The sequence below is a fragment of the Clostridium ljungdahlii DSM 13528 genome (assembly GCF_000143685.1).
Taxonomy (GTDB): Bacteria; Bacillota; Clostridia; order Clostridiales; family Clostridiaceae; genus Clostridium_B; species Clostridium_B ljungdahlii.
The window spans coordinates 3073125-3099041 of record NC_014328.1 but is presented as its reverse complement, the minus strand read 5'-3'; the positions used below and the strand labels follow the sequence as shown (position 1 = coordinate 3099041).

Genomic DNA, 25917 nt, shown 5'->3' with positions numbered 1-25917 from the left:
GTGCAAATTATTTTATGTATTCTCCTCTCTTTACACAAATAATTATTGAAAAGTAGATATTTGTATCTACTTTTTCTCATTTATAGTCTTATAATATATCTTAATCATCTTAATTTTTCTAGTACAAGTCATATAGTATCAACTCTATATTCTATACTTATTATCTCGTATATATGATTATTATATCTAATTCATATATGTTCATCAGTTCAAGTAGAGGCAAATATTTAATAATATGATTAAGTTATGGTAATTTCTATAGAAACAACCTTTTACATATTGTTTTAATGATTTAACCTATTCATTTTCCTATGCGTAAATCATTCTATGCAAGTACTGTATTGAAGATAGTAAATTTTAAAAATTTATTTTAAGAACTTTTTGAATTATCTTGATTTATTTTGAAACTTACATTCTAGAATAAATCATAATCATTATAGGAGGTAGTTAAATGTACAATTTAAGAAACAGAAATTTTTTAACACTAATGGATTTTACAACAAAGGAAATAAATTTTATGCTTGATCTTGCTAAAGATCTCAAGAGGGCAAAGTATGCTGGAACGGAGCAACCAAAACTTAAAGGAAAGAATATAGTTCTATTGTTTGAAAAGGATTCAACTAGGACAAGATGTGCATTTGAAGTTGGAGCAAAGGATCAAGGAGCAAATGTAACATATTTAGGACCAACTGGAAGCCAAATGGGAAAGAAAGAGTCAGCAGCAGATACTGCAAGAGTACTTGGAAGAATGTTTGATGGTATAGAATATAGAGGATTTGCACAGGAAACAGTTGAAGATTTGGCTAAATATTCAGGAGTCCCAGTATGGAATGGCCTTACAGATGCTGATCATCCTACTCAAGTATTGGCAGATTTCCTTACTGCAAAAGAACATTTGAATAAACCATATAACAAGATGGTGTTTGTATATTCTGGAGATGGAAGAAACAACGTAGCAAATGCACTTATGATTGGTGCATCAAAAATGGGTATGGATTTTAGAATAGTTAGTCCTAAAGAATTATTTCCATCAGAAGAATTGTTAACTAAATGCAAAAATGTAGCAAAGGAAACAGGAGCAAAGATCACAATAACTGATAATATTGATGAAGGTGTAAAGGATGCAGATGTTCTTTATACAGATGTATGGGTATCGATGGGAGAACCTGATGAAGTATGGGAAAAGAGAATAAAGCTTTTGAAACCATATCAGATAAATAAAGAAATGATAGAGAAGACAGGAAATGAAAAGGTAATATTTGAACATTGTCTCCCTTCTTTCCATGATTTAAAAACTAAAGTGGGGAAACAGATACATGATAAATTTGGTTTAAATGAAATGGAAGTTACAGATGAAGTATTTGAAGGAAAGCATTCAGTAGTATTTGATGAAGCAGAAAACAGAATGCATACTATAAAAGCAGTTATGGTTGCTACACTTGGAGATTAGTTAGAAGGGAGAAGTAAAATATGTCAAAAATAGTAGTAGCATTAGGTGGAAACGCACTGCAGGCTAATCCTAATGACAAATCAGCTGAAACACAACTAAAAACATGTATAGAAACGGCAAAACCAATTGTTGACCTTATTGAAGAAGGGCATGAAGTAGTAATAGCACACGGAAATGGACCTCAGGTTGGGCAGTTGGTTGCTGCATATGAAACAGCTGCAGCAGTAAATGAAAAAAATCCAATTATGCCTTTCCCAGAATGCGGCGCAATGAGCCAGGGATATATAGGATATCAACTTCAGCAGGCAATAAAAGAAGAAATGAAAAAAAGAGGATTAAGTAAGGAAATTGCTACAGTAATTACTCAAGTTGTAGTAGATGAAAACGATCCAGCTTTCAAAAATCCAACTAAACCTGTAGGGTCATTTTTTACAGAAGAACAAGCAAAAAAACTTATGGATGAAAAAGGATACGTTATGAAAGAAGATGCAAACAGAGGATGGAGGAGAGTAGTTCCTTCACCACTTCCTAAAACTGTGATCGAAGAACCTGTAATTAAAACTCTAGTTAATGCTGGACATGTTGTTATCACGGTAGGCGGTGGCGGCATCCCTGTAGTTGATAAGGGAAATGGAAATCTTGAAGGAGTTCCTGCAGTAATTGATAAAGATTTTGCTTCAGAAAAAATTGCAGAATTGCTTAATGCAGATAAATTAGTTATTTTAACTGCCGTAGAACAAGTATCAATTAATTTTGGTAAACCAAATCAGAAAAATATTTTAAAAATGACAGTAGATGAAGCTGAAAGATATATTGAGGAAGGACATTTTGCACCAGGTTCCATGCTTCCAAAAGTTAAAGCTGCATTATCTTTTGTACAATCAAAAATAGGTAGAATAGCAGTCATTACTTCACTTGAAAAAGCTAAAGAATCCATAATGGGCTTGACTGGTACAACTATAACAGTATAATTTTAACGCACAAATGCAATCTAATTAAAATTATATTATATGCTGTAATGTTTGTATAGTATAATGAATATCCAACAAAATTATATTTATTATCTTATTAATAAATATCTATATAACATAGGAAGTTTACTAATAAAGTAAAGTTGAGATAAAGAAATGTTAGGTTATAAAATTACTGCCATATATAATTTATCTGGCAGTAATTTTATAAATGAAAAGGATTTCTAGACATAAAGTTACCGCATATTTTATTCAAAAAGAAGTATCAAATGTAGAAATTTTTATATGAAAGTCACAAAGTTAACGCTTACTTAGTTTCACAAAAGATTATTGATGTTTATAAGGAGGAGTGTTAGTATGCAAAGTGGTATAGAAGGTAGTGTACAAAACCAAGGAGAAGGAAAATTAGGACTTGTACCTTTAATTGGATTAGTAATTGGTTCTATAATTGGTGGTGGAGCTTTTTCTTTTCCAGCAGATATGGCAAAGGTAGCAAGCCCAGGTGCAATTATTATAGCATGGATTATTACTGGAGTTGGAATGTTTACACTTGGTTATGTATTTCAAAATTTATCTCAGCGAAAACCAGATTTGGACTGCGGAATATACAGCTATGCTAAAGCAGGTTTCGGGGAATATACAGGATTTAATTGTGCTTGGGGACACTGGGTTAGCTCGATGTTAGGTGATGTTTCATATTTGGTTATGCTTTTTTGTACAATAGGATATTTCTTTCCTGTATTTGGAAATGGAAATAATTTACCTGCACTAATAGGTGAATCTATATTGATATGGGGTGTTAATGTACTTATATTAAAAGGTGTAAAAACAGCTGCATGGGTAAACGTTTTAACTACTATTGGAAAACTTATACCTATATTTATATTTATAATAGTATCAATAATTATGTTTAAAGTTAACATATTCACCTTGGATTTCTGGGGAAATATGAGCACTAATCTTGGAAGTGTATTGACACAGGTAAAGGGTACAATGCTTATAACCTTGTGGGCATTTATTGGTATAGAAAGTGCAGTTGTATTTTCAAAGCAAGCAAAAGTAAGAAAGGATATCAGTAAAGCCACTATAATAGGATTACTAGGAGTACTTGTTATTTATGTTTTAGTATCATTATTGGCACTTGGTACAATGAAACAAGCTCAATTGGCTGGATTAAAGAGCCCTTCTATGGCATATGCTCTAGAATATATGGTTGGTAAATCGGGTGCTATAGTAGTAAATATAGGTTTGATAATATCATTATTAGGTGCATTTCTTGGATGGACTTTGATATGTTCAGAATTGTCATATTCTGCAGGCAAAGGTAAAGCATTTCCAAAGTTTTTTACAGAAGAAAATGCAAATGGAGCACCTAAAAATGCTCTTTTGGTTACAAATATAGTAACTCAAGTTTTCTTAATATGGGCTTTCTTTGCTAAAAGTTCGTATCAGATACTATACGCTATTGCAAGTTCTGCCGTATTAGTGCCATATTTTTTCAGTGCATTGTATGCTCTAAAATTAACTATCACTAAGGAGACATATACTGCAGGTGATAATACAAGAATTAGAGATATGGCTATATCAGGATTGTCAGTTATATATGCAGTTTGGCTTATATATGCAGCAGGCTTAAGTTATATGCTTCTTCTTACTATATTATTTTCAGGTGGAATTTTAGTTTTTTATAAAGCTAGAAAAGAGGGAAATACAATTGCTTTTACAAATGTAGAAAAAGGTGTAGTAACAATTCTAGTAATTCTTGCAGTTATAAGTGTATATATGATAGTTTCAGGGAAAATTACGATTTAGTTAAAAAATAAAAAGTAGGTAAAATGTTTTTAGGCAGAAAAAAGAAAGGCCGCCAGCAGATTCCATGCTGGTAGGCCTTTCTTCATGCTAAAATCTTTTTATAATTGAATCTGCGAAAATAGAACTATTCTATAATAATTAAGTTGATGAAAGCATGAAGATGAATTGTGTGTTATAATTTTCATATATAGTTAAATTTAGTAGGAGGAAGTATACTAGTGATGAGTAATTTAAAAACAATTACAATTGCATCTTTATTTATGCTGATGTTGCCATTTTATGCATATACTTGTACTTATGCTAAGGAACTGCCACAACAAAATGGTGTATCTATTAATAAGATATGGAATATAAAGTTTAATGAAAAAATCGATAATAAAACATTATATAACAACATAACTATAACAGATTCTAGCGGAAAGATGATTGATACTATTTTAAGTTTGAATAATGACGGCAAAACAGTTACAGTAACTCCTAAAGGCCAATATAAACCTGGTCAGGTTTATAAAATAACTATAAATAAGAATGTTAAGTCATTGAAGGAAAGCGCAGCTTTAGAGGCGGTTAATAAAGTTTTTTCGACTCAAAGTCAGGAAGATATACTTGCCCATCTACCCCCAACAGATTGGAAGCCATTTACAGCTTCGAATGAAGAACTTACATATTATGGCTATCCATCTAGACCTAATGATACAAAACAATTAAAAGAATGGAAAGAAAGTGTTACAGGTGGATGGTATGATCCTGAATCAGATACAATTCCTAGCCATAGCCATACATGTATTCCTTGTAAAATTGTGTGGAATAAACAAGTATATGATGTAGATGTCAGATGTGGACCAATAAATGGGCAGAAAATTGGACAAACCAGTGATGGGGGAGATATATATCAAATACCTGGAGTTAGCAGTTCATATGGCGTCATTTTAGAATTTAGTGATAAAGATGGACATAGGTGCACAAGAATTGATTATAATGCAAGCGATGCTTTATCTATGTTGTTCTCAGATCCAAGTGAAATTTCAGGAAAAGTTGGTAATTTACAATTTCCTCAATCAGCAACTAAGATTAAAACATCTGTTAATGTTGAAAATAAAAGTATACCAGTAGAACTTGAAACAGAAGTAGATGAATCAGATAAACCAATATATATTATTACATTAATTGAAACTTGGAATACTAAAGGATATTATCATAATGGCTGTATCCAAACTGTGAGAAGGCATTATTGGAGGTTTAGAGTACTCCCCAATGGATATGATTATTTAGATCAAGGAGGAGATGTTCCGCCTCAAACTAAGTAAATAATAAATAGTTTACTAAAGCACCGTATTATTCAGAAAATGGATTTTGCGGTGATTTTATGTTTGTAGATCAATAAATTTGAATGTATAGATGCTATTTGATAATTGAATAATGTAGTGTTGAAGATACCTATACTTTTTATATACCTGTGAAAGCATATGAAAAAGTGTGGTACAATTTTTATATCAATTAAATCACAATCGTAAAATATTGCGATGTAATGATACCTATTTAACTAATAGATAAATAGGTATTTGTTTATGAGAGGTACAAGAATATTTTAGTATGAATAGGAGCGACATAGTTATGGAATTTACAAAACTTAAAAATAGCCTCGAATGCTTAGGGTACAATGTAAGTGAATTTAGTCATGCATATGAAGCAACAAAGTATTTGTCTAATCAAATGAGCAATAGAACTATTGGAATAGGAGGCTCAGTTACAGTAGAGGAAATGAAATTATATGATGCCCTAGCATCTCATAATGAGGTGTACTGGCATATGCGATTACCTGAAAACATGAGTGCTATGGAGATAAGAAAGAAAGCAAACTTTGCAGATATTTATATCTCATCAGTAAATGGAATTGCCGAAACAGGAGAAATCATTAATATTGATAATACTGGAAATCGTGTATCTGCAATCAGTTTTGGACATGATAAAGTTTATTTAATTATTGGTGAAAATAAAATAGCTTCAAATTATGAGGACGCTTTAGATAGAGCAAAAAATATAGCAGCACCTCTTAATGCAAAACGTTTAGGAGTAAAAACCCCATGTGCGGTAAAGGGAGATAAATGTTACGACTGTAAAAGCCCACAGAGAATATGTAGAAATTTTTCTGTATTATGTCGAAAACCTACAGGATGTAAATATGAAGTTGTTTTAATTCATGAAAAGCTTGGATATTAGATAAAAATATATGAATGAATTTTTAAATTTTAATTTATCGTTTAGTTAGTTCGCATTTTACTTAAAAGAGGTAGTCAATACTTTTGAAAATAATTAATGGATTATAAGCATGGCTTTGATTGCATGGGTGTAAGCTATTGATACTAGTGAAGAAGCTTTTTAAATTGTGCTGCATATGTAGCAGATATTATATTCTCTAAATTAAGGTATTTTCTCCACCTGCAGAGGTGGGGATTTTTTATAGAAAGGATAGGATGCCAATGTCTACAAAAAAATCAATGATAAGGTAAAAGATTGATTACATCAGGGATTTATAGTATAACCAAATTGTCTAGAAAAATTTAATAATAGAGGTATTGAATATTGGTAAAAAAACATATTTAAGTAGTGTGCTTAGAATTTTTAGAGGAGCTTAAGTCAAAACATAGGAAAGTCTATGATTTTTTAATCTATAAGTAAATTGACACAATTCATCATTAAATATATTTGGACAATTGATAGTAAATTGGGTATACTATAAAAAAGTGATTTGAATTTTAAAGTGTAGTTATATTGCATTATATTAAAAAATCAGAAAATGTCCATATTGGAGATGAAAATTTGAATAAGCACATGAATTTATTTAATGAACAGATACAAAAAACAAAAATAGAATATGGGACTAGTAGTTTACCTGTAAGTGATGTACTTAAGATACCTATTTTTAAAGGATGTAAATTAATTTCAGGTGAAAGTGGAATAAGTAAACAGTGTAAGGATTTAACTATACTTGAAACTCCTGATGGTGTTGATTGGCTAAGAGGGGGAGAATTTTTGGTAAGCTCTGGTTATGCATTTAAGGATAATAAAGAAAAATATGATGATATTATATATAAGCTTCATCAAAAAGGAGTATCAGCATTTGGAATAAAGAGAAATAGATATTTAAAGATAATACCGGAAAAAATGATTGAACAATCTTGTAAATATTCACTGCCCCTTATTCTTTTACCATTTGAATTAATATATACAGATGCAGTATCGCAATTTTATGAGGCACTTTTTTATAAGAAGAACAAATATCTTTTAGAACAAAAGTCAATTCTTGAAAAATTTAATAATATAATTATAAATGGTGAAAATACACAGCAAATTGTAGAATTTATAGCAATGCTTACCGATTCAAGTGTCTTAATATTTGATTGTGTGTATAATCTTATATCAAAAAGTGTAAATAGCTCACAGCATGAATTAATAATAGAAAAAATTATAGATAATATAAGTAAGTTCTATGAGGTAAATAGTAATAAACAAATTCAGATAGATAATGTATATATAAATAAGCATGAAATAAAAAATAGAGATAAAACGTTAGGCTATTTTATAAGGATAGGAGATAATCCGGAGGATAAAGTTTTGAGGAAGACGATTAATTATGGATGCTGGATTATATCTTCGAAAATGGTAAATAATGTAGGAGATCATTTTAACAATTTAAAAATTAAAAAAATGGTTACTGAAATTATAATGAATAAGGATAATCTGAGTAAAAGTTTCTTTTTAAATATACGTGAAATTTTTCAATGGACAGATAAAGATAAATTTGTTGGAATATGTTTTCACTTTTTATATAATGATTCAATGAAAAATAAGATTAACGATTATAAAAAACAATTTTATGACATTATTTTAATACGTATATTGGACAAGAATGGTTTCTTAATTACAGAGAAGCACGATAATGTTTTTGTACTTTTTCCATTGAGGGATAATATTTTACAGGACATAAAGAAAAAAGTACAAATTTTATATAAAAGCTGGAAAGATGAAATTAGTATATCCTATGGAATTTCAGATAAATATACTGATTTTATATATATTAAAAATATGTATTATGAAAGTATGATATCTGCAATATTTCCTACTAATAATTTAATTGCTAAAAATGATTCGCTGAGGTTTGCAAAAATTATTGGATTACTTGAAGATAATAAAGAATTGTACGATTCTTATGATAGCGTAATCTCAAAATTAGAAGACTATGATTCTAAACACAATGCTATGCTATTAGAGACATTAAAAATGTATCTAATTTGCAATATGAATAAAAAATATACTTCGGATAAATTGTTTATTCATGCTGAAACATTAAGATATAGGTTGAATAAAATTAAAGAAATTACTGGGTATTCCTTAAACACGTCCGAAGGAATTTTTATGTTATACATGGGTATAATAATTTACGAGGTTCAAAAATCAAATTAGAAATTCAAGTAATTGCGTTTTATGGTATAATCAAATTAATAAATTATAAAAAAGCATTACACATTATTTAACATAAATTAAAAAAAGCCACAGTTTTTATGAATTATCATAAAAAACTATGGCTTTTTTTATGAAGTTGCTTATATTAATTACTGAAAGTTTTTGCTATCATCTAAACAATAAATAGATCAAAAAATTAGGGGGTGATTAAATGAGTAAAATTGTCAATGTAGGGTTGGTTCAAATGAATTCAAAGCTTGGAAATGTAGAGGAAAATGTAAAGAAGGCTGTAAATTTTATAAAACAAGCAAGCTATAAAAAAGCCGATATAGTATGTTTACCTGAACTTTTTGCTACGGGTTATAATCTTGATATTTTGAAGAATCAAACGAACATTTTGGGAGAAAATTATTATGATTTTATAGTAAAGAATATATCTGAGGCCGCAAAAAAATATAAAGTTTTTGTAATTGCTCCTTTTGCAGAGGTAAGAGGAATAAAAGGTGTGTTATATAATTCAGCTGTGTTATTTGATGATGAAGGCAATGTCCTTGGAAGTTATGCAAAAACTCATCTTTGTGGATCTGAAAAACTTTACTATAGGAAAGGGTCAGACTACAAGGTTTTTAATACTAAATTAGGGAAAATAGGAATTATAATATGCTATGACGCTGGGTTCCCAGAAGCGTGTAGGATATTGGCACTTGAAGGAGCGGATATGATATTCATTCCTGCAGCATGGAGAATACAAGATGAATATATGTGGGATCTCAATCTTGCTCAGAGGGCTCTTGAAAATGTACTTTTTACTATAGGTGTAAATAGAGTTGGAATAGAAGGAGATTTGCATTTATTTGGAAAAAGCAAGGTATGTGCACCAAATAGCTCAGTTATAAAAGAATTGCCAAAGGATTTGGAAGAAGTTGAGGTTGTAGGAATTGATCTTAATGATTTAAGTAAATTTAGAAGTGAAATACCATATTTGAGAGACAGAAATCCACTTATCTATAAAAAAATTGTTGAAGAATACTAATGAAAATATATTAAAAATTGAGGAGTGATTTAAATGTCAAAAGAAAAAGCAGGAGACGATTATGCATTAAGTAGAGTGCCCAGTAATGTAAGAAGACCTATGTGGGAGGTACTTGTAATAAGACTTGGTTGTTTGGCATGTGTTTCACAAGTTATGCTTGGAGCCGCTCTTGGTTATGGAATGACATTTTGGGGTGCTTTCTGGGCTACAATGTTTGGAAGTGTTATCCTCCAGGCGGTAAGTTTCGCGATAGGTGCAGCTGCTGCTAAAGAAGGGCTTTCTACAAGTCTTCTTTCAAGATGGTCTGGATTTGGAAAAGCTGGTTCATCAATAATAGGAGGAATTATAGCAATATCTCTGATGGGGTGGTTTGGAATACAAAATTCTGTTTTTGCAGAGGGTATATATAAAGCAACTGGAATTTTTAATATGCAGATTTGGTCTGCTATTACAGGTCTTGTAGTTACAATCATAGTAGTTTATGGATATAAGGTATTGAGTCTTACAGCTGATGTTACTTTACCACTTTTTTTGTGCACCATGGTATATGCTGGATTTAAATTGTTATCGGGACATGATATAGGAAATCTTATAATGACTGCACAACCTGCAGGAAAAATTCTTTCCATGGGTGCGGCAACAACTATGGTTGCAGGAGGATTTATAACGGGTGCAATAATAACTCCTGATTTAAGTCGTTATATGAAAGGACCTAAAGATGTTTTTGCAGCTACTGTTGTAAGTACATTTGTTGGTGAATTAACTATAAATTTGCTTGGTGTTTTAATGGCTCTTGCAGTTAGGACAAGTGATATTGTAAGCATAATGTTGTCTATAACAGGATGGCTTGGTGCAGGTATTGTAATCTTTTCTACACTTAAGATAAATGATATAAATTTATATTCTGCAAGTCTTGGTATAACTAACATGATAGATGCTATATTTAACATAAAATTGAATAGGGCTGCTGCTACCTGGGGAATAGGAATATTCAGCACGATCTTATCCATGTTAGGTATTATAAATTATTTCCAGAGTTTTTTAACTTTACTTGGAGTTACATTACCTCCTGTTGCAGGTATTATTTTTGTTGATTATTATATATTAAAGAGAGATAGAAAATTACTTGAAGCAACAAGGCATGATGAAAATCTTCCGGAGAGCTGTGAAATTATAAATCCTATTGCAATAGTAGCATGGATTATTGCATCAATTATCGGAAAATTCATAAATATAGGAATACCTGCCATAATGTCTCTGCTTGCTGGTGCAATTATTTACTACTTAGTGTCTATCATATATAAAGCTGTAACTAAAAGTGAAAAAATTGAGTTTAAGAGAACTGTGGATATATAACAATAATTATTGCTAGTAAATGAAATTGTTAAAATATTATTTGAAATTGCAATATATGGCTTGATAGGTAGAGAAGACCCGTTGGAAAATACTAGGGAGGAAAGAATATGTCAGATAGTGTATTATTAGACGTTATGAAAAAGAGAAGAAGCATTAGAAGGTTTTCTGAAGAACCAGTTACAAAATCTGAGGTTATGGAATTGCTTAAAGGAGCTGTTACAGCTCCCTCTGGCAGCAATATTCAGCCATGGTTGTTTGGAATTATAGATGATCAAAAACAATTGAATAAAATCTTCCCTTTTAGTCCGGGATTGGGTGGGAAGCCATCCTGCATAATTGTAGTTTGTTCTAATCGAAAATTAGCATATGATAAAGGAGGTAAATTGGGAAGAGATGAACTGGCAATAATGGACATTTCTATGGCATCAGAAAATATTATGCTTCTGGCCGCAGAAAGAGGCTTAGGGACTTGCCCTGTAAAGTCTTTTAATGCTCAGGCAGTTAGAAAAATATTAAAGCTCCCTGAATATGTATCGCCAGATTTAATAATAACTCTTGGATATCCTAAAAATGAGACTAAATCGCCTCCTAAAAGAAAGTTAGAGGATGTTCTTTTTTATAACGACTGGGAGGAAAAAACATATGAATGAAAAATTGATTGAGCTGCTTGCTTATATTGTTTCAAGTGCAGTTGGATGTCTAAATGAACCTAAAATATACGGCTCGCTTAGACTTATTGATACAACTCAAAAAATAATTGAACTGTTTAATGAGCTGAATCTTGTTGAAGATGAAAATTTAAATGAAATAGCCAATATAATAAATGAGGAAAAATCTCTATGCATGAGTGATGATGCAGCATTTGAAAAGATGCTTAATAGTGTATCAGATAAATTAGTACAATTAATAGTAAATGAAGGGAAGTAAGGCTATGAGGAAAATAGGTGTTAAAGAAATTGAGGATATAGCAGTTGGAGCTGCAGTATATGGTACAGGCGGTGGTGGAGATCCATACGTTGGCAAACTTATGGCTATTGATGCCATAAAAACTTATGGAGAAGTTACATTACTTGATGTGGATGAAGTACCAGAGGATGCAATTGTTGTACCTAGTTCTATGATGGGGGCACCGACTATTTTAATTGAAAAAATACCTAACGGTAAAGAAGCCTTAAGTGCTTTTTCACTTTTAAAAAATTATCTTGGAAAAGAAATTTCTGCTACAATTCCAATTGAAGCAGGGGGGCTTAATTCAATGATACCTTTTGCAGTGGCGGCAACACTAGGAATACCTGTTGTAGATGCAGATGGAATGGGAAGAGCTTTTCCAGAACTTCAAATGGTAACTTTCAGCCTTGGTGGAGTAAAATCAACACCAATGATATTATGTGACGAAAAGGGAAATGCTACTATGTTTAATACTATAAACAATAAGTGGACTGAAACTTTAGCTAGGGCTGTAACTGTAGTATCGGGCGGCTCAACGATGCTGGCAAGCTATGCTATGACAGGGTCTCAAGTCAAAGAAACTTCAATTAAAGGAATTATAAGCACAACTGAAAAAGTTGGACGTGCTATAAGAATAGCAAAAAGTAATAATACAAATCCTGTTGATGCAGTACTCAAGGCAAGTGGAGGATTTGAATTATTTAAAGGCAAGGTATGTGATATATTGAGAAAAACAGATGGTGGGTTTGTACGTGGAGAAAGTAAAATGATGGGTATTGACGAATATAAGGGAAAATCAATTAAAATTGAATTCCAAAATGAAAATTTAATGGCACAAACTGATGATGGAAAAGTACTAGCTACAGTGCCAGATCTCATTGTGGTACTTGATATTGAAACGGGACATGCCATAACAACGGAAACACTTAGATATGGAAACAGAGGAGTGGTAATCTGTATACCTTGTGATGAAAAATGGAGAACTGAAGCGGGAATTAAGACTGTAGGACCAAGATATTTTGGTTACGATGTAAATTATGTTCCTATTGAACAAAGAATTAAAAGCAGAATGGGGGAATTTTAAAATGAAATATAGGATTGGTATAGATGTTGGTGGGACCAACACAGATGCAGTAATTCTTGATGAAAGTTTAACCCCTGTAGCAAAAATAAAAACTCCAACTACTTTAGATGTAAGTTCGGGAATATACAGGGCACTTTTGGAAGTTTTAAGAATAAGCAATGTACCAAGGGAAGATATAAAATACGCTATGCTTGGAACTACACACTGTACTAATGCAATTGTTGAACGTAAAAGGTTAAACAAAGTTGGTGTTATAAGGATTGGGCTTCCTGCTACCACAGCAATAAAGCCAATGACAGGATGGCCTGAAGACCTTAAAGAAGCAATAGGTGATTTTAGGTATATGGTTAAAGGTGGATTTGAATTTGATGGAAGTGAAATTTCAACACTTGATGAAGAATATTTGAGAAAAATAGCAAAAGAAATAAAGGGAAAAGTCAATTCTATAGAAGTTACATCTGTATTTTCACCTGTATCAAATGAACATGAGATCAAGGCTGCAGAAATTTTTAAAGAGGAGATGCCAAATGTACCAGTATCTTTATCGTCCGAAATTGGAAGTATAGGTTTTCTGGAACGTGAAAATGCAAACATATTAAATGCATCTCTGGTAGATGTTGCAGAAACTACTGTTAAAGGTTTTATAAAAGCGCTTAAAAATGAAAATATAAATTGTCAAGTTTATATTGGACAAAATGATGGCACACTTATGTCTGTGGATTATGCAATGAAATATCCTATACTTACTATTGCCTGCGGACCAACTAATAGTCTTAGAGGAGCTTCTTACCTTGCAAAACAAAAAAATGCACTTGTTGTAGATGTAGGAGGTACAACTACGGATATTGGTGTACTTATAAATGGATTTCCGAGAGAGTCTTCTACTGCAGTTGAAATAGGAGGAGTAAGGACAAATTTCCGTATGCCAGATCTTGTATCTATAGGACTTGGAGGAGGAACTGTTATACGAAAAGCTGACAATAAAGTTTCAATTGGACCGGATAGTGTTGGATATAAACTTATAGAAAAGTCACTGTGTTTTGGAGGAGATACGCTTACTACTTCGGATATAGTAACCTCACTTGGTATAGCTAAAATAGGTGATAACGAAAAAGTAAAAGAAGTTGACTCAGAAATGGCAAAAGAAGTATATGAAAAAATAATAGATATGGCAGAAGGGGCAATTGATAGAATAAAGACAAATGCAAATGATATGAAAGTTGTATTGGTAGGTGGGGGAAGTGTGCTTCTTCCAGACAAATTGGCAGGGGCATCAGAAGTCATAAGACCCGATTACTTTGATGTAGCAAATGCTATTGGTGCAGCAATATCCCAAATAAGTGGTCAGGTTGAAAAAATATTTATGTTGGATAAGATTGGACGAGACGAAGCTATCGAAGAAGCCAAAAATATGGCTATTGAACAGGCAATTAAAGCAGGAGCTGATCCTTCATCCATAGAAATTGTAGATATTGACGATGTACCACTTGCGTATATTCCAGGAAATGCAACAAGGATAAGAGTGAAGGCTGCAGGAAATCTCTTAAAATAACTATACTTGGAGGAATAAATATGATATTAAAGCAAGCCATTGATATATATGAATTATTGGATGATCCGAAGATAGATGGAGAAAAAGTTGTGGATTTTTTCACAAAAAATGGTGTAAAGGATATTAATAGCACGAGAATATCTGGTGATAAAGGTTATACTGATTTTGTAAAAATAAAGATTCCTGGAATCAATGGAAAATCTCAAGGTGGATATGCGCCTACTCTGGGTGTTGTTGGAAGGCTTGGAGGTATTGGAGCAAGACCAGATGTCATTGGAATGGTGTCTGATGGAGATGGAGCGGTAGCAGCACTTACTGCAGCTTACAAGCTTGGAATTATGAGCGATAAAGGGGATAAATTAAATGGTGATGTAATAATATCTACTCATATTTGCCCTAATGCTCCTACCTTGGAGCATAATCCTGCTCCATTTATGAATTCACCGGTTAATATGTATACTATGAATGAAAATGAAGTTGAATCAAAAATGGATGCTATACTATCTATTGATACTACAAAAGGAAATAAGATTGTTAACCATAAAGGAGTGGCAATATCTCCTACGGTTAAAGAAGGATATATACTTAAGCTATCCTATGATTTACTCGAAATACTAGAAAAAACTAGTGGAGAAAAGGGAGTTACATTTCCAATAGCTATGCAGGATATTACTCCTTATGGAAATGGAATTTCTCATATCAATAGTATATTACAGCCATCTACTGCGACAAGCTCACCGGTTGTTGGGGTAGCCATAACTACAGAATCGCTAGTTGCAGGGTGTGACACGGGTGCAAGTCACATAGAAGACATATCACTGGCAGCAGGCTTTGCAATAGAAGTAGCTAAGGCTTTTGGAAAAAATAATTGCAGTTTTTACGATGAGGATGAATTTAAAAAATTGAATGAAATTTATGGCAGTATGACCAAGTTTCAAAAGTAAGATAAAAATAATTATCAGAAATATAATAATATTGAAACTGGTTGCTATTATAGAAGTGTGTATTATAGCTATTTTATAGGATTATGTAAAATAGCTATTGTATTTTTCGGAGGTAATTATGGGTTTATATAGTGAAATGTTAGATGAACAAAGAATTAAAAATATGTTTCAAGGATCAAAGAATGTTTTAGTAATTACTTGTCCTGGATGTGCTTGTGAAAGTCTCTCTTATTCTGATGATCTGCCTTGCAGAAGCTTAGATCAAAATAAAGATATGGTACACAGTGCCATAGCAGTACATAGGATAAGAGACAAATGGAATAAAATATTAGAAACTATGAACATAAATGTTAATAATATAAGTGTTGCATTTCCATGTGAAATGTTCGACACGGAAAGGGAAGGCATATGGAAAAAGTTAAATGATATTGATACAATTGCAATATTAGCATGCTCTAGTGCTTATGTTGCAATCAAAGGAATTCTTCCTGAATTTAAAGGAAAGTTTATCCCAATGATGAGAACGGTAGGGACCTTTGTTTTTACTTTAATTAAAGACGAAACAGGACTTAATTCTAAAGTTGATCGGAAAACAGCTAAAATTCAAAGATTTTTATCATAAACAAAATTTATAAAAAAGATATATAGAGGTGAGCTTATTTAATTGATTAGAATCTTCTTTATGTAACATAAAATTGCCTATTTGATGAATGGTTTTATATTATTTAATATCATATTGTCAAACACATGTTCTAATATAAATAGATAATATAGTTCACTGATTTTAATAAAGACACTGAATTATTCAAAGTCGTTAATGTAGAGCTGAAAGACACATTAGAGGAATATGTAATCCCAGCTACTAAGGCAGCTATAAATCAAAAAGAATATTTTACAGGTTCATCATTTTTTTGTTGACGGAATAGACATTGGAAAGTTAGCAGAGTTATTGCAAAACTACCTGAATGAATATTAAGTCAAATTTCAATTTATATGACAGGATAAAATGAATATAATTCACATTTTTCATATTCAAGATAACAATTGAAAAGTGAATATTTACTGAAATGCCGTATTATTTTAAAAATTTTAAATGTATAAAAGAACTTACGGTGAATTTTTCAAAACTGACTAATATCTATGGAGATAATGCAACGGGAAAGATTACTATATTTGATGCTTTTATATAGTTTCTCTTTGATAAAGACAGTCAAAACAAAAGTAAGTTTGATGTGCAGCCGTTAGGCAAAAACAACAATGTAGAAAAGATGGTTGAAACAGAAGTTACTGCAGTACTTAGGATAAATAATAGAATTCAAAACTTAAGCAGCAGATAAAAACCACCTGCTTCAAGCAGGTGGTAGTTAAGTTGATATTTATATAAAATTCACACTAAAGCACTGCCATACCTATAAAACCACTTATAATACCAATTACTGCTACAGAGCATCCTACAAACACAAGTACACGAGTTGAAAAAGCTCTTTTTACTAATAATAAGGATACAATACTAACTGATGGTAAAGTTATAAGTAATGCTGCGGCAGGACCTGTTCCAAGTCCAAAAGCCATTAATGTCTGAATTATTGGTACTTCTCCTGCTGTTGGAATAACAAATAAAGTACCAGCAATTGCAAGTCCAATTATAGCAATTATACTATTTCCCCATGCTGGAGTAACAGCTGGGAATATCCATGCTCTTACTGCTCCTAATATTGCAACAACAATTAAATAAGCAGGAATAGTATCTATGGTTAATTGAAAAAGAGCTTTTAGCCAACGGTTAAATAAATTTCCATCTTCTTTTTCTTCTTGTAGCCCAGGTAATTCTATATCATTATTAGTGTTTTCATTTTTTGAAAATTTAACTGCTAAGGATGAAATACCTAAAACTAAAATAAGTCCAATAACTATTCTAAATATTGCAAAGTTCCATCCTAAAACAAATCCCATAAATATAATAGTTGCTGGATTAAGAGTCGGATTTCCTAGGAAAAAAGCTAGTGCAGCATTAACTGATGCTGAAGATTTTCTAAGACCTACTGTAACTGGTGCAGCACAGCATGTACACATCATTCCTGGGAGAGCAGTAGTTCCAGCTGCTACTGTACTTTTAAGTGAATTACTTCCTATAAACTTTCTTATCCAATTTCTAGGTATTGCTACCTGTACCAATGAACCTAGTAATAAACCTAATATTACGGCCTTCCATACAGCTTTAAAATATGCAGACATATATCCTAAAGATGCGGCCAATGAAGGAGCTGGTGAAGCATTAGACTTTCCTGTAAGTATAGAAGCTCCAATAGAATGTTTTGAAGCTGCTACAAATGCCTTAGAATAATAAGGACTCCATTTCACATAAAATAACCCTACAATTGTTACAATTGCAAAAATTAAAATTAGTACTGTGTTATAATTTTGTTTTTTCGTTTCCATTTTTGTGTAAACCCCCCAGTTTTATTTTTATATTTAAAAATACTTAATTTTTCTCCAAAATAATCCTCCCAATATGCAAAATGCATGTCTTATTCCATTTTTCTTTTTTATGTTATCACAGCTTTTATTATAGTAGAAGTATTATTAGATCTTAAAATAAATAAAATTTATCTATAAGTAAAATGTATTAATAAAACACTTACATACAATATTTTAAAAATATGTTCTATATTAAAACATGACAAAATAAAAGAGCAAATACAATATGGTACTTACTCTTTTATATAAAACATTTCATTGCATTTAAAATTCAGCTCTCAGTCATATAGTAATTTTTATCATATCTATTTTAGTTTACACAAACCTGGGGATGTTCTTTTTATTGTTAGATCGACTTAAATTAATTTATAAAAGAAGTAGTTAGTTGTTTAATATACCTTAACATTGTTTCTGAGCACTCTTCAACACTAGAGGTTTGCTCATCATTCAATATTTTATTAAGCATACCTTGATACAAGAGTATGGTCATTTGATTGAGATCATTTAGGCATTCTGGTTTTAAATATCCATTATCTGCTATTATTTTTAGAAGAGCTAGGTTTCTCTCATATAAATTACTCTTTAAAAGCATAGGAAGCAAATTCTCGGAATGATCTCCCAATTCTTCAGGAAAAATTGAGTAGTATTCTTCAATAATATTTGAGATAGAATTGCTGTGCTTCACAAAAAAAATATTATTATATATCTCTGGATTTGAAAAAGAATATTTACAAAAATATTTCCAAATTTCATAGTACTTATCAATATTATCATGAAGAGCGTTAATATATTGAGAAAGACTAAAAGTATATTCTCTTAAATGTCTTATAGAAGCATAAAGAATAAGTTCATCTAAATTTTCAAAGTAGTTATATAAGGTAGCACTATTGTATCCTGCCATATCAGCTACTTTCCTTATTGTTATAGATTGTACTCCTTCTTCATCCATAATTTTAGAAGCAGCATCAATAAAATAACTCATATTTCTGTGTTTCTTAATTGTTTTTTTAACCATATTTATCTCCAATGTTTAAAATATTAGTTTCTATTTAAGTAGTTAGATTAAAAAATAATTGCAATTAATTTTTAATTGCAATTTTACAATTATTCATTATACCATGAAATGCTAGAGTTCACAATAGACTAACTTAATCAAGGTATGTAATTAATTACCCAATATATTCCATACAATCGCGTTTTCAAATGCCACAGTTATTCTGAGAAAACTTGTTTATAATGGATGAACTATTAGATATGATAATATCCCCCATGGCTTATTTACTGCATTTATTAGCATTTGAATATTTAATGGTTAGAAGCTTGTTGTGAACAAGAAAATTGGAATAAGTGGGACATTTTTGTGTGTGGTTCACAATTTTTTTACCAATATATAACAGTTTTTGTTAAACATAAAACCTGTTATAAAAATAACAAATAGAATCTATCAGAAAATTCAATCGCGATTATATTATAAATGCGATTGAAACATAATCATGACGGTGTTAAAATTAAAACAAATAGCGCTATTGTATTATGTAAACTGAGAATAATGTGTAAAGGTATAGATTAATTTATAAAAGGAGGTATAATTAATGAAACTTGAAATTGGAAACTTTCATGTTAAAGATGTCGTTTTTGGTGAAACAACAAACTATAAAGAGGGCATTTTAACAATTAACAAAAAAGAAGCTCTAGATTATGTATTGGAAGATGAACATATTACTGAGGCAGATCTTTTAATTGTAAAGCCTGGAGACAAGGTTCGTCTTGTCCCTGTAAAGGAAGCTATAGAATGTAGAGTTAAGGTTGATGGAACCACATTATTTCCAGGAGTAACTGGGGATGTAGCTCCAGTTGGAAATGGTCGTACACATGCACTTAAGGACTGCAGTTTGCTTGTAGTTGGCAAGCATTGGGGTGGATTCCAGGATGGATTAATAGATATGAGCGGTGAAGGAGCAAAGTATACTTACTTTTCACAACTGAAAAATATTGTCCTTGTTGGAGATACAGATGAAGATTTTGAGAAAAATGAACAACAGAAGAAAAATAAAGCTTTGAGATGGGCAGGACATAAACTGGCTGAATATATAGGAAGCTGTGTAAAGGATTTAGAGCCCGAAGATATTGAAACTTTTGAATTGACTCCTGTTACCAAAAGAGCTGAAGATGTTCAAAAGCTTCCAAGCGTTGTATTTGTTATGCAGCCTCAATCACAGATGGAAGAAATGGGTTACAATGATCTTGTTTACGGTTGGGATACAAACCATATTGTTCCTACATTTATGCATCCAAATGAAATTTTAGATGGAGCAATGATTTCTGGAAGCTTTATGCCAGTATCATCAAAATGGGCAACATATGATTTTCAAAATAATCCTACTATTAAAGAGTTATATGCAGAGCATGGAAAGACAATAAATTTCCTAGGTGTTATAATGTCAAACTTAAATGTTGCTTTGGATCAGAAAAACCGTGCAGCGTTGTTTGTAGCTCAAATGGCAAAGTCCTTGGGAGCAGATGGAGCTATAGTTTCTGAAGAAGGTTATGGTAATCCTGATGCTGATTTTATTGCATGTATTGTGGCACTAGAGGATGCAGGGGTTAAAACTGTAGGAATTACTAATGAATGTACAGGTAGAGATGGAGAATCACAACCTTTGGTTGCTCTTGATGAAAAAGCGGATGCTATAGTTTCTACTGGAAACGTTTCAGAACTTATAGAGCTTCCTCCTATGGAAACAGTAATTGGTGAACTTGAATCACTTGGTAGAGATGGATTGTCCGGTGGTTGGGCAAATGATGAAATACTTGGACCTTCTGTACGAAAAGATGGTTCAATAATTATGGAAAATAATGCTATGTTCTGTGGAGATCAAATTTGTGGATGGTCACCAAAGACAATGAAAGAGTTTTAGGGAGGTGGAATAATATGAAAAAGGCAATTTTATATATAAATCAATTCTTTGGACAAATAGGAGGAGAAGAAAAAGCTGATTTTGAACCTGAAATTAGAGAAGGACAAGTTGGACCAGCTTTGGCATTAAATGCACTTCTTAAAGATGCTGAAGTTACCCACACTATAATATGTGGTGATAACTTTATGGGATCTAATGAAAAGGAAGCAGTAAGCAGAATATTAGGCTTCCTTGAAGGAAAAGAATTTGATATATTCTTTGCAGGACCTGCATTTCAAGCAGGTAGATATGGAAATGCCTGCGGAGTTATATGTAAAGCAGTAAAAGAAAGATTTAATGTACCAGTAATATCATCTATGCATGTTGAAAATCCTGGAGTTGAGATGTTTAAGAAAGATGTATACATTTTCAAAGGCGGAAATAATGCAGGAAGAATGAAAAAAGACATGAAAGCCATGGCTGATTTTGGAAATAAAATATTGAATGGTGAAGAGCTTTTATGGGCAGATGCAGAAGGTTATTACGGAAGAGGTAAAAGACATCAGATATGGCTTGAATCCAAAGAACCTGCAGCTAAAAGAGTTGTAAAAATGCTCATTAAAAAGCTTAATGGTGAGGAATTTGAAACTGAACTTCCTATTCCTAAAAAGGATACAGTAGCTATAGCTCCTGCTATAAAGGACCTAAGTAAAGCTAATATAGCAGTAGTAACTTCAGGAGGAATAGTTCCAGTGGATAACCCTGACAGAATACAATCTGCATCTGCAACAAGATGGGGCAGATATGATTACTCCAAGATGGATAGATTGGAATCAGGAGTATTTAAAACAATACATGCAGGTTTTGATCCAGCTGCAGCAAATGCTGATCCTAATGTCATAGTTCCTTTAGATGCTTTAAGAGCATATGAAAAAGAAGGCAAAATAGGGAAAATTCATGAATATTTTTATTCAACTGTAGGAACTGGTACAACTCAAGGTGAAGCAGCTAGAATGGCCAAAGAAATTGTAGAGTATTTAAAAGGAGATAAAGTAGATGGAGTTATATTAACTTCCACCTGAGGAACTTGTACACGTTGCGGTGCAACGATGGTAAAAGAAATTGAAAGAGCTGGTTTCCCAGTTGTTCAAATGTGTAATTTAATTCCTGTAGCAACAACAGTAGGTTCAAATAGGATAGTACCAACCATTTCCATTCCATATCCACTTGGAAATCCTGCAGATTCTAAAGAGCAGCAATGGAAATTAAGATATCATAGAGTGGGTGTAGCTTTAGATGCCCTTGCAACTGATATTCAAGAACAAACTGTTTTTAAAGTAAAAATCTAAATCATTTACTCATTCGACGAAAGAAGAAGGAGTTTCATGTAACTAAATAGGTCTTGTTAAAATGAATGAGACCTATTTAGATTGATTTTGTGAAGGAGGAAAATTAATTATGTCAGATGAACAAAAGTCAAAAGATCGTTCGGTTCTGTATGTTTCTGCAGGTATAGCTTTGGTATTTGTAGCATTTAGTATAATCCTGCCTTCTCAAATGGCTAAAGCAGCCAATGGTGTGTTAGCATTTTTAACTACTAATTTCGGTTGGCTATATCTTATGTCAGTATTTATCTTTACAGTAGTCATATTTATTATTGCTCTCAGTCGTTTTGGTAATATCAAGCTAGGGGCGGATGATGAAAAACCAGAATTTACAACTTTCCAGTGGTTTACTATGCTATTTGGAGGGGGAATGGGTATTGGAATGGTTTTTTGGGCGATTGCTGAACCAATGACTCATTATATGTCACCACCGGTGGGGCAACCGGGGACTCCGCAAGCTATGCATGATGCTATGCGAATTGTATTTAATGATTTTGGCTTTCATGTTTGGATTATTTATGCGGTTTGTGGTTTAGCTCTGGCATATTTCCAGTATCGAAAAGGTCTTCCATGCTTAATCAGCTCGGCTTTTTATCCAATTCTTGGTGATCGTATTTATGGACCTATTGGTAAAACAATTGATATAATAGCGGTATTTGCTACGATATTTGGAGTAGCAACCAGCTTAGGATTAGGAGCTGCTCAAATTGCCACAGGGATACAATATATCTGGGGAATTACAGCGACACCTGGTATGACTGCTGTTATTATTGCAATTATGACAGCGATATTTACGCTTGCTACTGTATCTGGACTACATAAGGCAATGCAGGCTGTTGCTGATGTGAAGGTATGGCTTTCAATTGGATTTATGGTATTTATCTTCCTGTTTGGTGGAATGGTATTTATACTAAATACTTTCACTCATACGTTTGGTGATTATATTCAAAACTTTATGGGACAGAGTTTGTGGATGGGCAATATTGAATGGACTAAAGCCTGGCCGATATTCTACAGAGCTTGGTATATTGCATGGGCAGCGTTTGTAGGTCAGTTCATAGCACGTGTTTCCAGAGGTCGTACTATTCGCGAATTCATACTAGCGTCAGTCTTCCTGCCTGCAGGTTTCTGTCTTATATGGATTGCAATCTATGGTGGAGCAGCATTTAATCTAGATGCGTTGTCACACGGTGCAATTCAGGCAGCAGTTAAAACTGATATTTCCACAGCTTTATTTGCAACGTTGCAGCATCTACCACTTTATGTTATCACTGCGCCGCTTGCGATTGTACTGATCATTGCTTCCTTTGCTGGAGCTGCTAATTCAGCTACCTATGTACTGAGCATGTTTACATCTGGGGGAGACCAGAATCCAAGTAAAAAGCTATGTGGGTTTTGGGGAATTGCCCAAGGAGCTATCACAATAATGCTTGTTTTAGTAGGAGGAACAGCTGCTATAAAGACACTTCAAACGGCTTCAATTGCCGCTGCCTTTCCGTTTATGCTGATTATGCTTGTCATGTGCTACAGCATATACAAGGCTCTTCGGGAAGAGAAAGTTTAAAGAAGAAATAGTAGTATATAAAAATGGCGAACTAAAAGTAAATTTATATAAGTAGTAAGTAAATATTATTGAAATATTAAGAAAGAAGGTGCAATATGAATAATATTTATGATGTTATTATAATAGGTTCTGGTCCTGCCGGACTTTCTGCAGCCTTATATTCAGCAAGGGCTAAGATGAAAACTTTGCTACTAGAAAGAAGCAAGGCAGGTGGACAGATTGTAATTACAGATGAAGTTGCCAACTATCCAGGGTCAATAAAAGAGGCTACAGGTCCCAGCTTAATTGCCAGGATGGAAGAACAGGTTGAGAGCTTTGGAGCAGAAAGAAAAAAAGATGAGATAAAAGAAGTAGATTTTACTGGAAAAATAAAAAGGCTCAAAGGCATTAAAGAAGAATATCAGGCTAAAGCTGTAATCATTGCAACTGGAGCTACTCCAAGGCATATTGGCTGTCCTGGGGAAAATCAGTTAATTGGTAAAGGCGTGTCTTACTGTGCAACCTGTGATGCAGAATTTTTTGAAGATCTAGAAGTTTTTGTAGTAGGGGGAGGTGATGCAGCTATTGAAGAAGCTCTTTATCTGACGAAGTTTGCTAAAAAGGTTACTATAGTTCATAGAAGAGATGAACTTAGAGCAGCAAAATCCATACAGGAAAAAGCCTTTAAAAATCCTAAAGTTGAAATAATGTGGAATAAAGTAATAACAGAATTAAAAGGTGATGGATTGCTTGAATCTGCTGTATTTAAAGATACAAAAACTGGAGAAATAAATGAATATTTCGCTGATGAAGAGGATGGAACATTTGGAGTATTTGTCTTTGTAGGTTATTTACCTATAAATGGTCTATTTAAAGATAAAATTACAATGAATAAGGCAGGCTATATTATAACAAATGATAAAATGGAAACTAATATTTCTGGAGTATTTGCAGCAGGAGATATTAGGGAAAAGCCATTGAGACAGGTAGTTACAGCTGCAGCAGATGGAGCAATAGCAGCTGTGGAGGCTGGAAAATATATAGAAAATAATTTTGAAGAGTAGAAGGTGGAGTTAAAATGGTAATTTTGGATAAAAATACATTTAAGGATGAAGTCTTGGAAACTAAGGGTTATGTACTTGTAGATTATTTTGGAGACGGTTGTGTACCTTGTCAAGCATTGATGCCTGATGTGGAGGAACTATCAAAGCAGTATGGTAATCAGGTAAAGTTTTGTAAACTAAATACTACAAAAGCTAGAAGATTAGCTATTTCTCAGAGAGTACTCGGCCTTCCAACAATTGTTCTTTATAAAGATGGAGAAAAGATTGAAGAAGTTGTAAAGGACGATGCTAATAAAGAAAATATTGAGGCAATGATTAAAAAGCATATAAATATTTAACATAATTAAGGAGGAAAAGATATGAGTTTATTAGAAGGAAAAAAAGTAATTGCAATAGGAGATAGAGATGGAATTCCAGGTCCAGCTATAGAAGAATGTGTTAAAAGTGCTAAAGGAGAAGCAATATTTGTTTCAACAGAATGCTTTGTTTGAACAGCCGCTGGAGCTATGGATCTGGAGATCCAACAAAGAGTAAAAGATTTAACTGAAAAATATGGCGCAGAAAATGTAATTGTAATTTTAGGAGGAGCAGAAGCAGAAGCATCAGGACTTTCAGCAGAAACAGTATGTGCTGGAGATCCAACATTTGCAGGACCTCTTGCTGGAATAGCATTAGGACTTGGTGTATATCATGCAGTAGAACCTGAAGTTAAAGCAGAATTCGATCCAGCTGTTTATGATGAACAATGTGGAATGATGGAAATGGTTCTTGATGTGGATGAAATTATTAGTGAGGTAAAAACTGTTAGAGACAGTTATTCAAAATATAACAAATAGTCCATATAACATTTAATAATTAGAAAAAATTAGAAAATGGCATGCAGAAATGTATGCTATTTTCCAGCATATATTAATTGAAATTATTAAGGAGGGTTTT

23 protein-coding genes are annotated in these 25917 nt (G+C 32.5%); 21 read left to right on the top strand and 2 right to left on the bottom strand.

The window, feature by feature from the left end; all coding sequences use genetic code 11:
• Positions 1-451: 451 nt before the first annotated feature.
• From argF to CLJU_RS22975, 15 genes are all read left to right on the top strand, one after another.
• On the top strand, positions 452-1450 hold the full coding sequence (gene argF / locus CLJU_RS13835) for an ornithine carbamoyltransferase (protein WP_013239445.1): 999 nt from the start codon (positions 452-454) through the stop codon (positions 1448-1450).
• A gap of 20 nt (positions 1451-1470) precedes the next feature.
• Complete coding sequence (gene arcC / locus CLJU_RS13830) at positions 1471-2421, top strand: carbamate kinase (RefSeq protein ID WP_013239444.1); 951 nt, start codon at positions 1471-1473, stop codon at positions 2419-2421.
• A gap of 357 nt (positions 2422-2778) precedes the next feature.
• Entirely contained in the window at positions 2779-4233 is a 1455-nt protein-coding gene (locus CLJU_RS13825; RefSeq protein WP_013239443.1) for a basic amino acid/polyamine antiporter, read from the top strand.
• 221 nt (positions 4234-4454) lie between these two features.
• Positions 4455-5540, top strand: coding sequence for an Ig-like domain-containing domain (locus CLJU_RS21380; RefSeq protein WP_013239442.1), 1086 nt, complete (start codon positions 4455-4457; stop codon positions 5538-5540).
• A gap of 307 nt (positions 5541-5847) precedes the next feature.
• Positions 5848-6453: a lactate utilization protein gene (locus CLJU_RS13815; RefSeq protein WP_013239441.1), complete on the top strand. Its 606-nt coding sequence runs from the start codon at positions 5848-5850 to the stop codon at positions 6451-6453.
• Positions 6454-7053: 600 nt separating this feature from the next.
• Complete coding sequence (locus CLJU_RS13810) at positions 7054-8697, top strand: PucR family transcriptional regulator (RefSeq protein ID WP_013239440.1); 1644 nt, start codon at positions 7054-7056, stop codon at positions 8695-8697.
• Between the two features lie 211 nt (positions 8698-8908).
• A complete protein-coding gene (locus tag CLJU_RS13805; RefSeq protein ID WP_013239439.1) occupies positions 8909-9730 on the top strand; it encodes a nitrilase-related carbon-nitrogen hydrolase in 822 nt (273 codons plus the stop codon).
• Positions 9731-9763: 33 nt separating this feature from the next.
• Positions 9764-11086, top strand: a complete 1323-nt coding sequence (locus CLJU_RS13800) for a purine-cytosine permease family protein (RefSeq protein WP_013239438.1) — start codon at positions 9764-9766, stop codon at positions 11084-11086.
• A 107-nt stretch (positions 11087-11193) separates the two neighbouring features.
• Positions 11194-11736 carry a nitroreductase family protein gene (locus tag CLJU_RS13795; protein WP_013239437.1) on the top strand — a complete coding sequence of 181 codons (543 nt, stop codon included), beginning with the start codon at positions 11194-11196 and terminating at the stop codon, positions 11734-11736.
• On the top strand, positions 11729-12013 hold the full coding sequence (locus tag CLJU_RS13790; protein ID WP_013239436.1) for a DUF6092 family protein: 285 nt from the start codon (positions 11729-11731) through the stop codon (positions 12011-12013). Before CLJU_RS13795 ends, CLJU_RS13790 begins: the two co-directional genes overlap by 8 nt.
• Before the next feature lie 4 nt (positions 12014-12017).
• On the top strand, positions 12018-13118 hold the full coding sequence (locus tag CLJU_RS13785) for a DUF917 domain-containing protein (RefSeq protein ID WP_013239435.1): 1101 nt from the start codon (positions 12018-12020) through the stop codon (positions 13116-13118).
• A gap of 1 nt (position 13119) precedes the next feature.
• A complete protein-coding gene (locus tag CLJU_RS13780; protein WP_013239434.1) occupies positions 13120-14670 on the top strand; it encodes a hydantoinase/oxoprolinase N-terminal domain-containing protein in 1551 nt (516 codons plus the stop codon).
• Between the two features lie 20 nt (positions 14671-14690).
• Positions 14691-15614: a DUF1177 domain-containing protein gene (locus tag CLJU_RS13775; protein WP_013239433.1), complete on the top strand. Its 924-nt coding sequence runs from the start codon at positions 14691-14693 to the stop codon at positions 15612-15614.
• Positions 15615-15732: 118 nt separating this feature from the next.
• A complete protein-coding gene (locus tag CLJU_RS13770) occupies positions 15733-16236 on the top strand; it encodes a hypothetical protein (RefSeq protein WP_013239432.1) in 504 nt (167 codons plus the stop codon).
• A 445-nt stretch (positions 16237-16681) separates the two neighbouring features.
• Positions 16682-16804, top strand: coding sequence for an AAA family ATPase (locus CLJU_RS22975; RefSeq protein WP_013239431.1), 123 nt, complete (start codon positions 16682-16684; stop codon positions 16802-16804).
• Positions 16805-17006: 202 nt separating this feature from the next.
• On the opposite strand, the gene CLJU_RS13765 is transcribed toward CLJU_RS22975, so the two are convergent.
• Both CLJU_RS13765 and CLJU_RS13760 read right to left on the bottom strand, forming a co-directional pair.
• The gene (locus CLJU_RS13765; RefSeq protein WP_013239430.1) at positions 17007-18053 is read right to left on the bottom strand and encodes a permease; all 1047 of its coding nucleotides are present in this window, start codon (positions 18051-18053) and stop codon (positions 17007-17009) included.
• 400 nt (positions 18054-18453) lie between these two features.
• Positions 18454-19107 (bottom strand): TetR/AcrR family transcriptional regulator, encoded by a 654-nt coding sequence (locus CLJU_RS13760; protein WP_013239429.1) that lies wholly within the window; start codon positions 19105-19107, stop codon positions 18454-18456.
• Positions 19108-19684: 577 nt separating this feature from the next.
• On the opposite strand from CLJU_RS13760, the gene CLJU_RS13755 reads away from it, so the two are divergent.
• The 6 genes from CLJU_RS13755 to grdA all read left to right on the top strand — a co-directional run bounded on the left by CLJU_RS13755 (position 19685) and on the right by grdA (position 25817).
• On the top strand, positions 19685-21010 hold the full coding sequence (locus tag CLJU_RS13755; RefSeq protein ID WP_013239428.1) for a glycine/sarcosine/betaine reductase component B subunit: 1326 nt from the start codon (positions 19685-19687) through the stop codon (positions 21008-21010).
• Between the two features lie 14 nt (positions 21011-21024).
• Positions 21025-22338 (top strand): betaine reductase selenoprotein B, encoded by a 1314-nt coding sequence (gene grdH / locus CLJU_RS13750; protein WP_013239427.1) that lies wholly within the window; start codon positions 21025-21027, stop codon positions 22336-22338.
• Positions 22339-22447: 109 nt separating this feature from the next.
• The gene (locus CLJU_RS13740) at positions 22448-23938 is read left to right on the top strand and encodes a glycine betaine uptake BCCT transporter (protein ID WP_013239426.1); all 1491 of its coding nucleotides are present in this window, start codon (positions 22448-22450) and stop codon (positions 23936-23938) included.
• A 95-nt stretch (positions 23939-24033) separates the two neighbouring features.
• A complete protein-coding gene (trxB, locus tag CLJU_RS13735; RefSeq protein ID WP_013239425.1) occupies positions 24034-24981 on the top strand; it encodes a thioredoxin-disulfide reductase in 948 nt (315 codons plus the stop codon).
• Between the two features lie 14 nt (positions 24982-24995).
• Positions 24996-25319, top strand: coding sequence for a thioredoxin TrxA (trxA, locus tag CLJU_RS13730; RefSeq protein WP_013239424.1), 324 nt, complete (start codon positions 24996-24998; stop codon positions 25317-25319).
• Positions 25320-25340: 21 nt separating this feature from the next.
• Entirely contained in the window at positions 25341-25817 is a 477-nt protein-coding gene (gene grdA / locus CLJU_RS13720; protein ID WP_013239423.1) for a glycine/sarcosine/betaine reductase complex selenoprotein A, read from the top strand.
• Positions 25818-25917: the final 100 nt, after the last annotated feature.

Excerpts from the sequence above, each read along its gene's own strand:
- argF (WP_013239445.1), top strand. The coding sequence starts at position 452 with ATGTACAATTTAAGAAACAGAAATTTTTTAACACTAATGGATTTTACA.
- arcC (WP_013239444.1), top strand. The coding sequence starts at position 1,471 with ATGTCAAAAATAGTAGTAGCATTAGGTGGAAACGCACTGCAGGCTAAT.
- CLJU_RS13825 (WP_013239443.1), top strand. The coding sequence starts at position 2,779 with ATGCAAAGTGGTATAGAAGGTAGTGTACAAAACCAAGGAGAAGGAAAA.
- CLJU_RS21380 (WP_013239442.1), top strand. The coding sequence starts at position 4,455 with ATGAGTAATTTAAAAACAATTACAATTGCATCTTTATTTATGCTGATG.
- CLJU_RS13815 (WP_013239441.1), top strand. The coding sequence starts at position 5,848 with ATGGAATTTACAAAACTTAAAAATAGCCTCGAATGCTTAGGGTACAAT.
- CLJU_RS13805 (WP_013239439.1), top strand. The coding sequence starts at position 8,909 with ATGAGTAAAATTGTCAATGTAGGGTTGGTTCAAATGAATTCAAAGCTT.
- CLJU_RS13800 (WP_013239438.1), top strand. The coding sequence starts at position 9,764 with ATGTCAAAAGAAAAAGCAGGAGACGATTATGCATTAAGTAGAGTGCCC.
- CLJU_RS13795 (WP_013239437.1), top strand. The coding sequence starts at position 11,194 with ATGTCAGATAGTGTATTATTAGACGTTATGAAAAAGAGAAGAAGCATT.
- CLJU_RS13790 (WP_013239436.1), top strand. The coding sequence starts at position 11,729 with ATGAATGAAAAATTGATTGAGCTGCTTGCTTATATTGTTTCAAGTGCA.
- CLJU_RS13785 (WP_013239435.1), top strand. The coding sequence starts at position 12,018 with ATGAGGAAAATAGGTGTTAAAGAAATTGAGGATATAGCAGTTGGAGCT.
- CLJU_RS13780 (WP_013239434.1), top strand. The coding sequence starts at position 13,120 with ATGAAATATAGGATTGGTATAGATGTTGGTGGGACCAACACAGATGCA.
- CLJU_RS13775 (WP_013239433.1), top strand. The coding sequence starts at position 14,691 with ATGATATTAAAGCAAGCCATTGATATATATGAATTATTGGATGATCCG.
- CLJU_RS13770 (WP_013239432.1), top strand. The coding sequence starts at position 15,733 with ATGGGTTTATATAGTGAAATGTTAGATGAACAAAGAATTAAAAATATG.
- CLJU_RS22975 (WP_013239431.1), top strand. The coding sequence starts at position 16,682 with ATGCCGTATTATTTTAAAAATTTTAAATGTATAAAAGAACTTACGGTG.
- CLJU_RS13765 (WP_013239430.1), bottom strand. The coding sequence starts at position 18,053 with ATGGAAACGAAAAAACAAAATTATAACACAGTACTAATTTTAATTTTT.
- CLJU_RS13760 (WP_013239429.1), bottom strand. The coding sequence starts at position 19,107 with ATGGTTAAAAAAACAATTAAGAAACACAGAAATATGAGTTATTTTATT.
- CLJU_RS13755 (WP_013239428.1), top strand. The coding sequence starts at position 19,685 with ATGAAACTTGAAATTGGAAACTTTCATGTTAAAGATGTCGTTTTTGGT.
- CLJU_RS13740 (WP_013239426.1), top strand. The coding sequence starts at position 22,448 with ATGTCAGATGAACAAAAGTCAAAAGATCGTTCGGTTCTGTATGTTTCT.
- trxB (WP_013239425.1), top strand. The coding sequence starts at position 24,034 with ATGAATAATATTTATGATGTTATTATAATAGGTTCTGGTCCTGCCGGA.
- trxA (WP_013239424.1), top strand. The coding sequence starts at position 24,996 with ATGGTAATTTTGGATAAAAATACATTTAAGGATGAAGTCTTGGAAACT.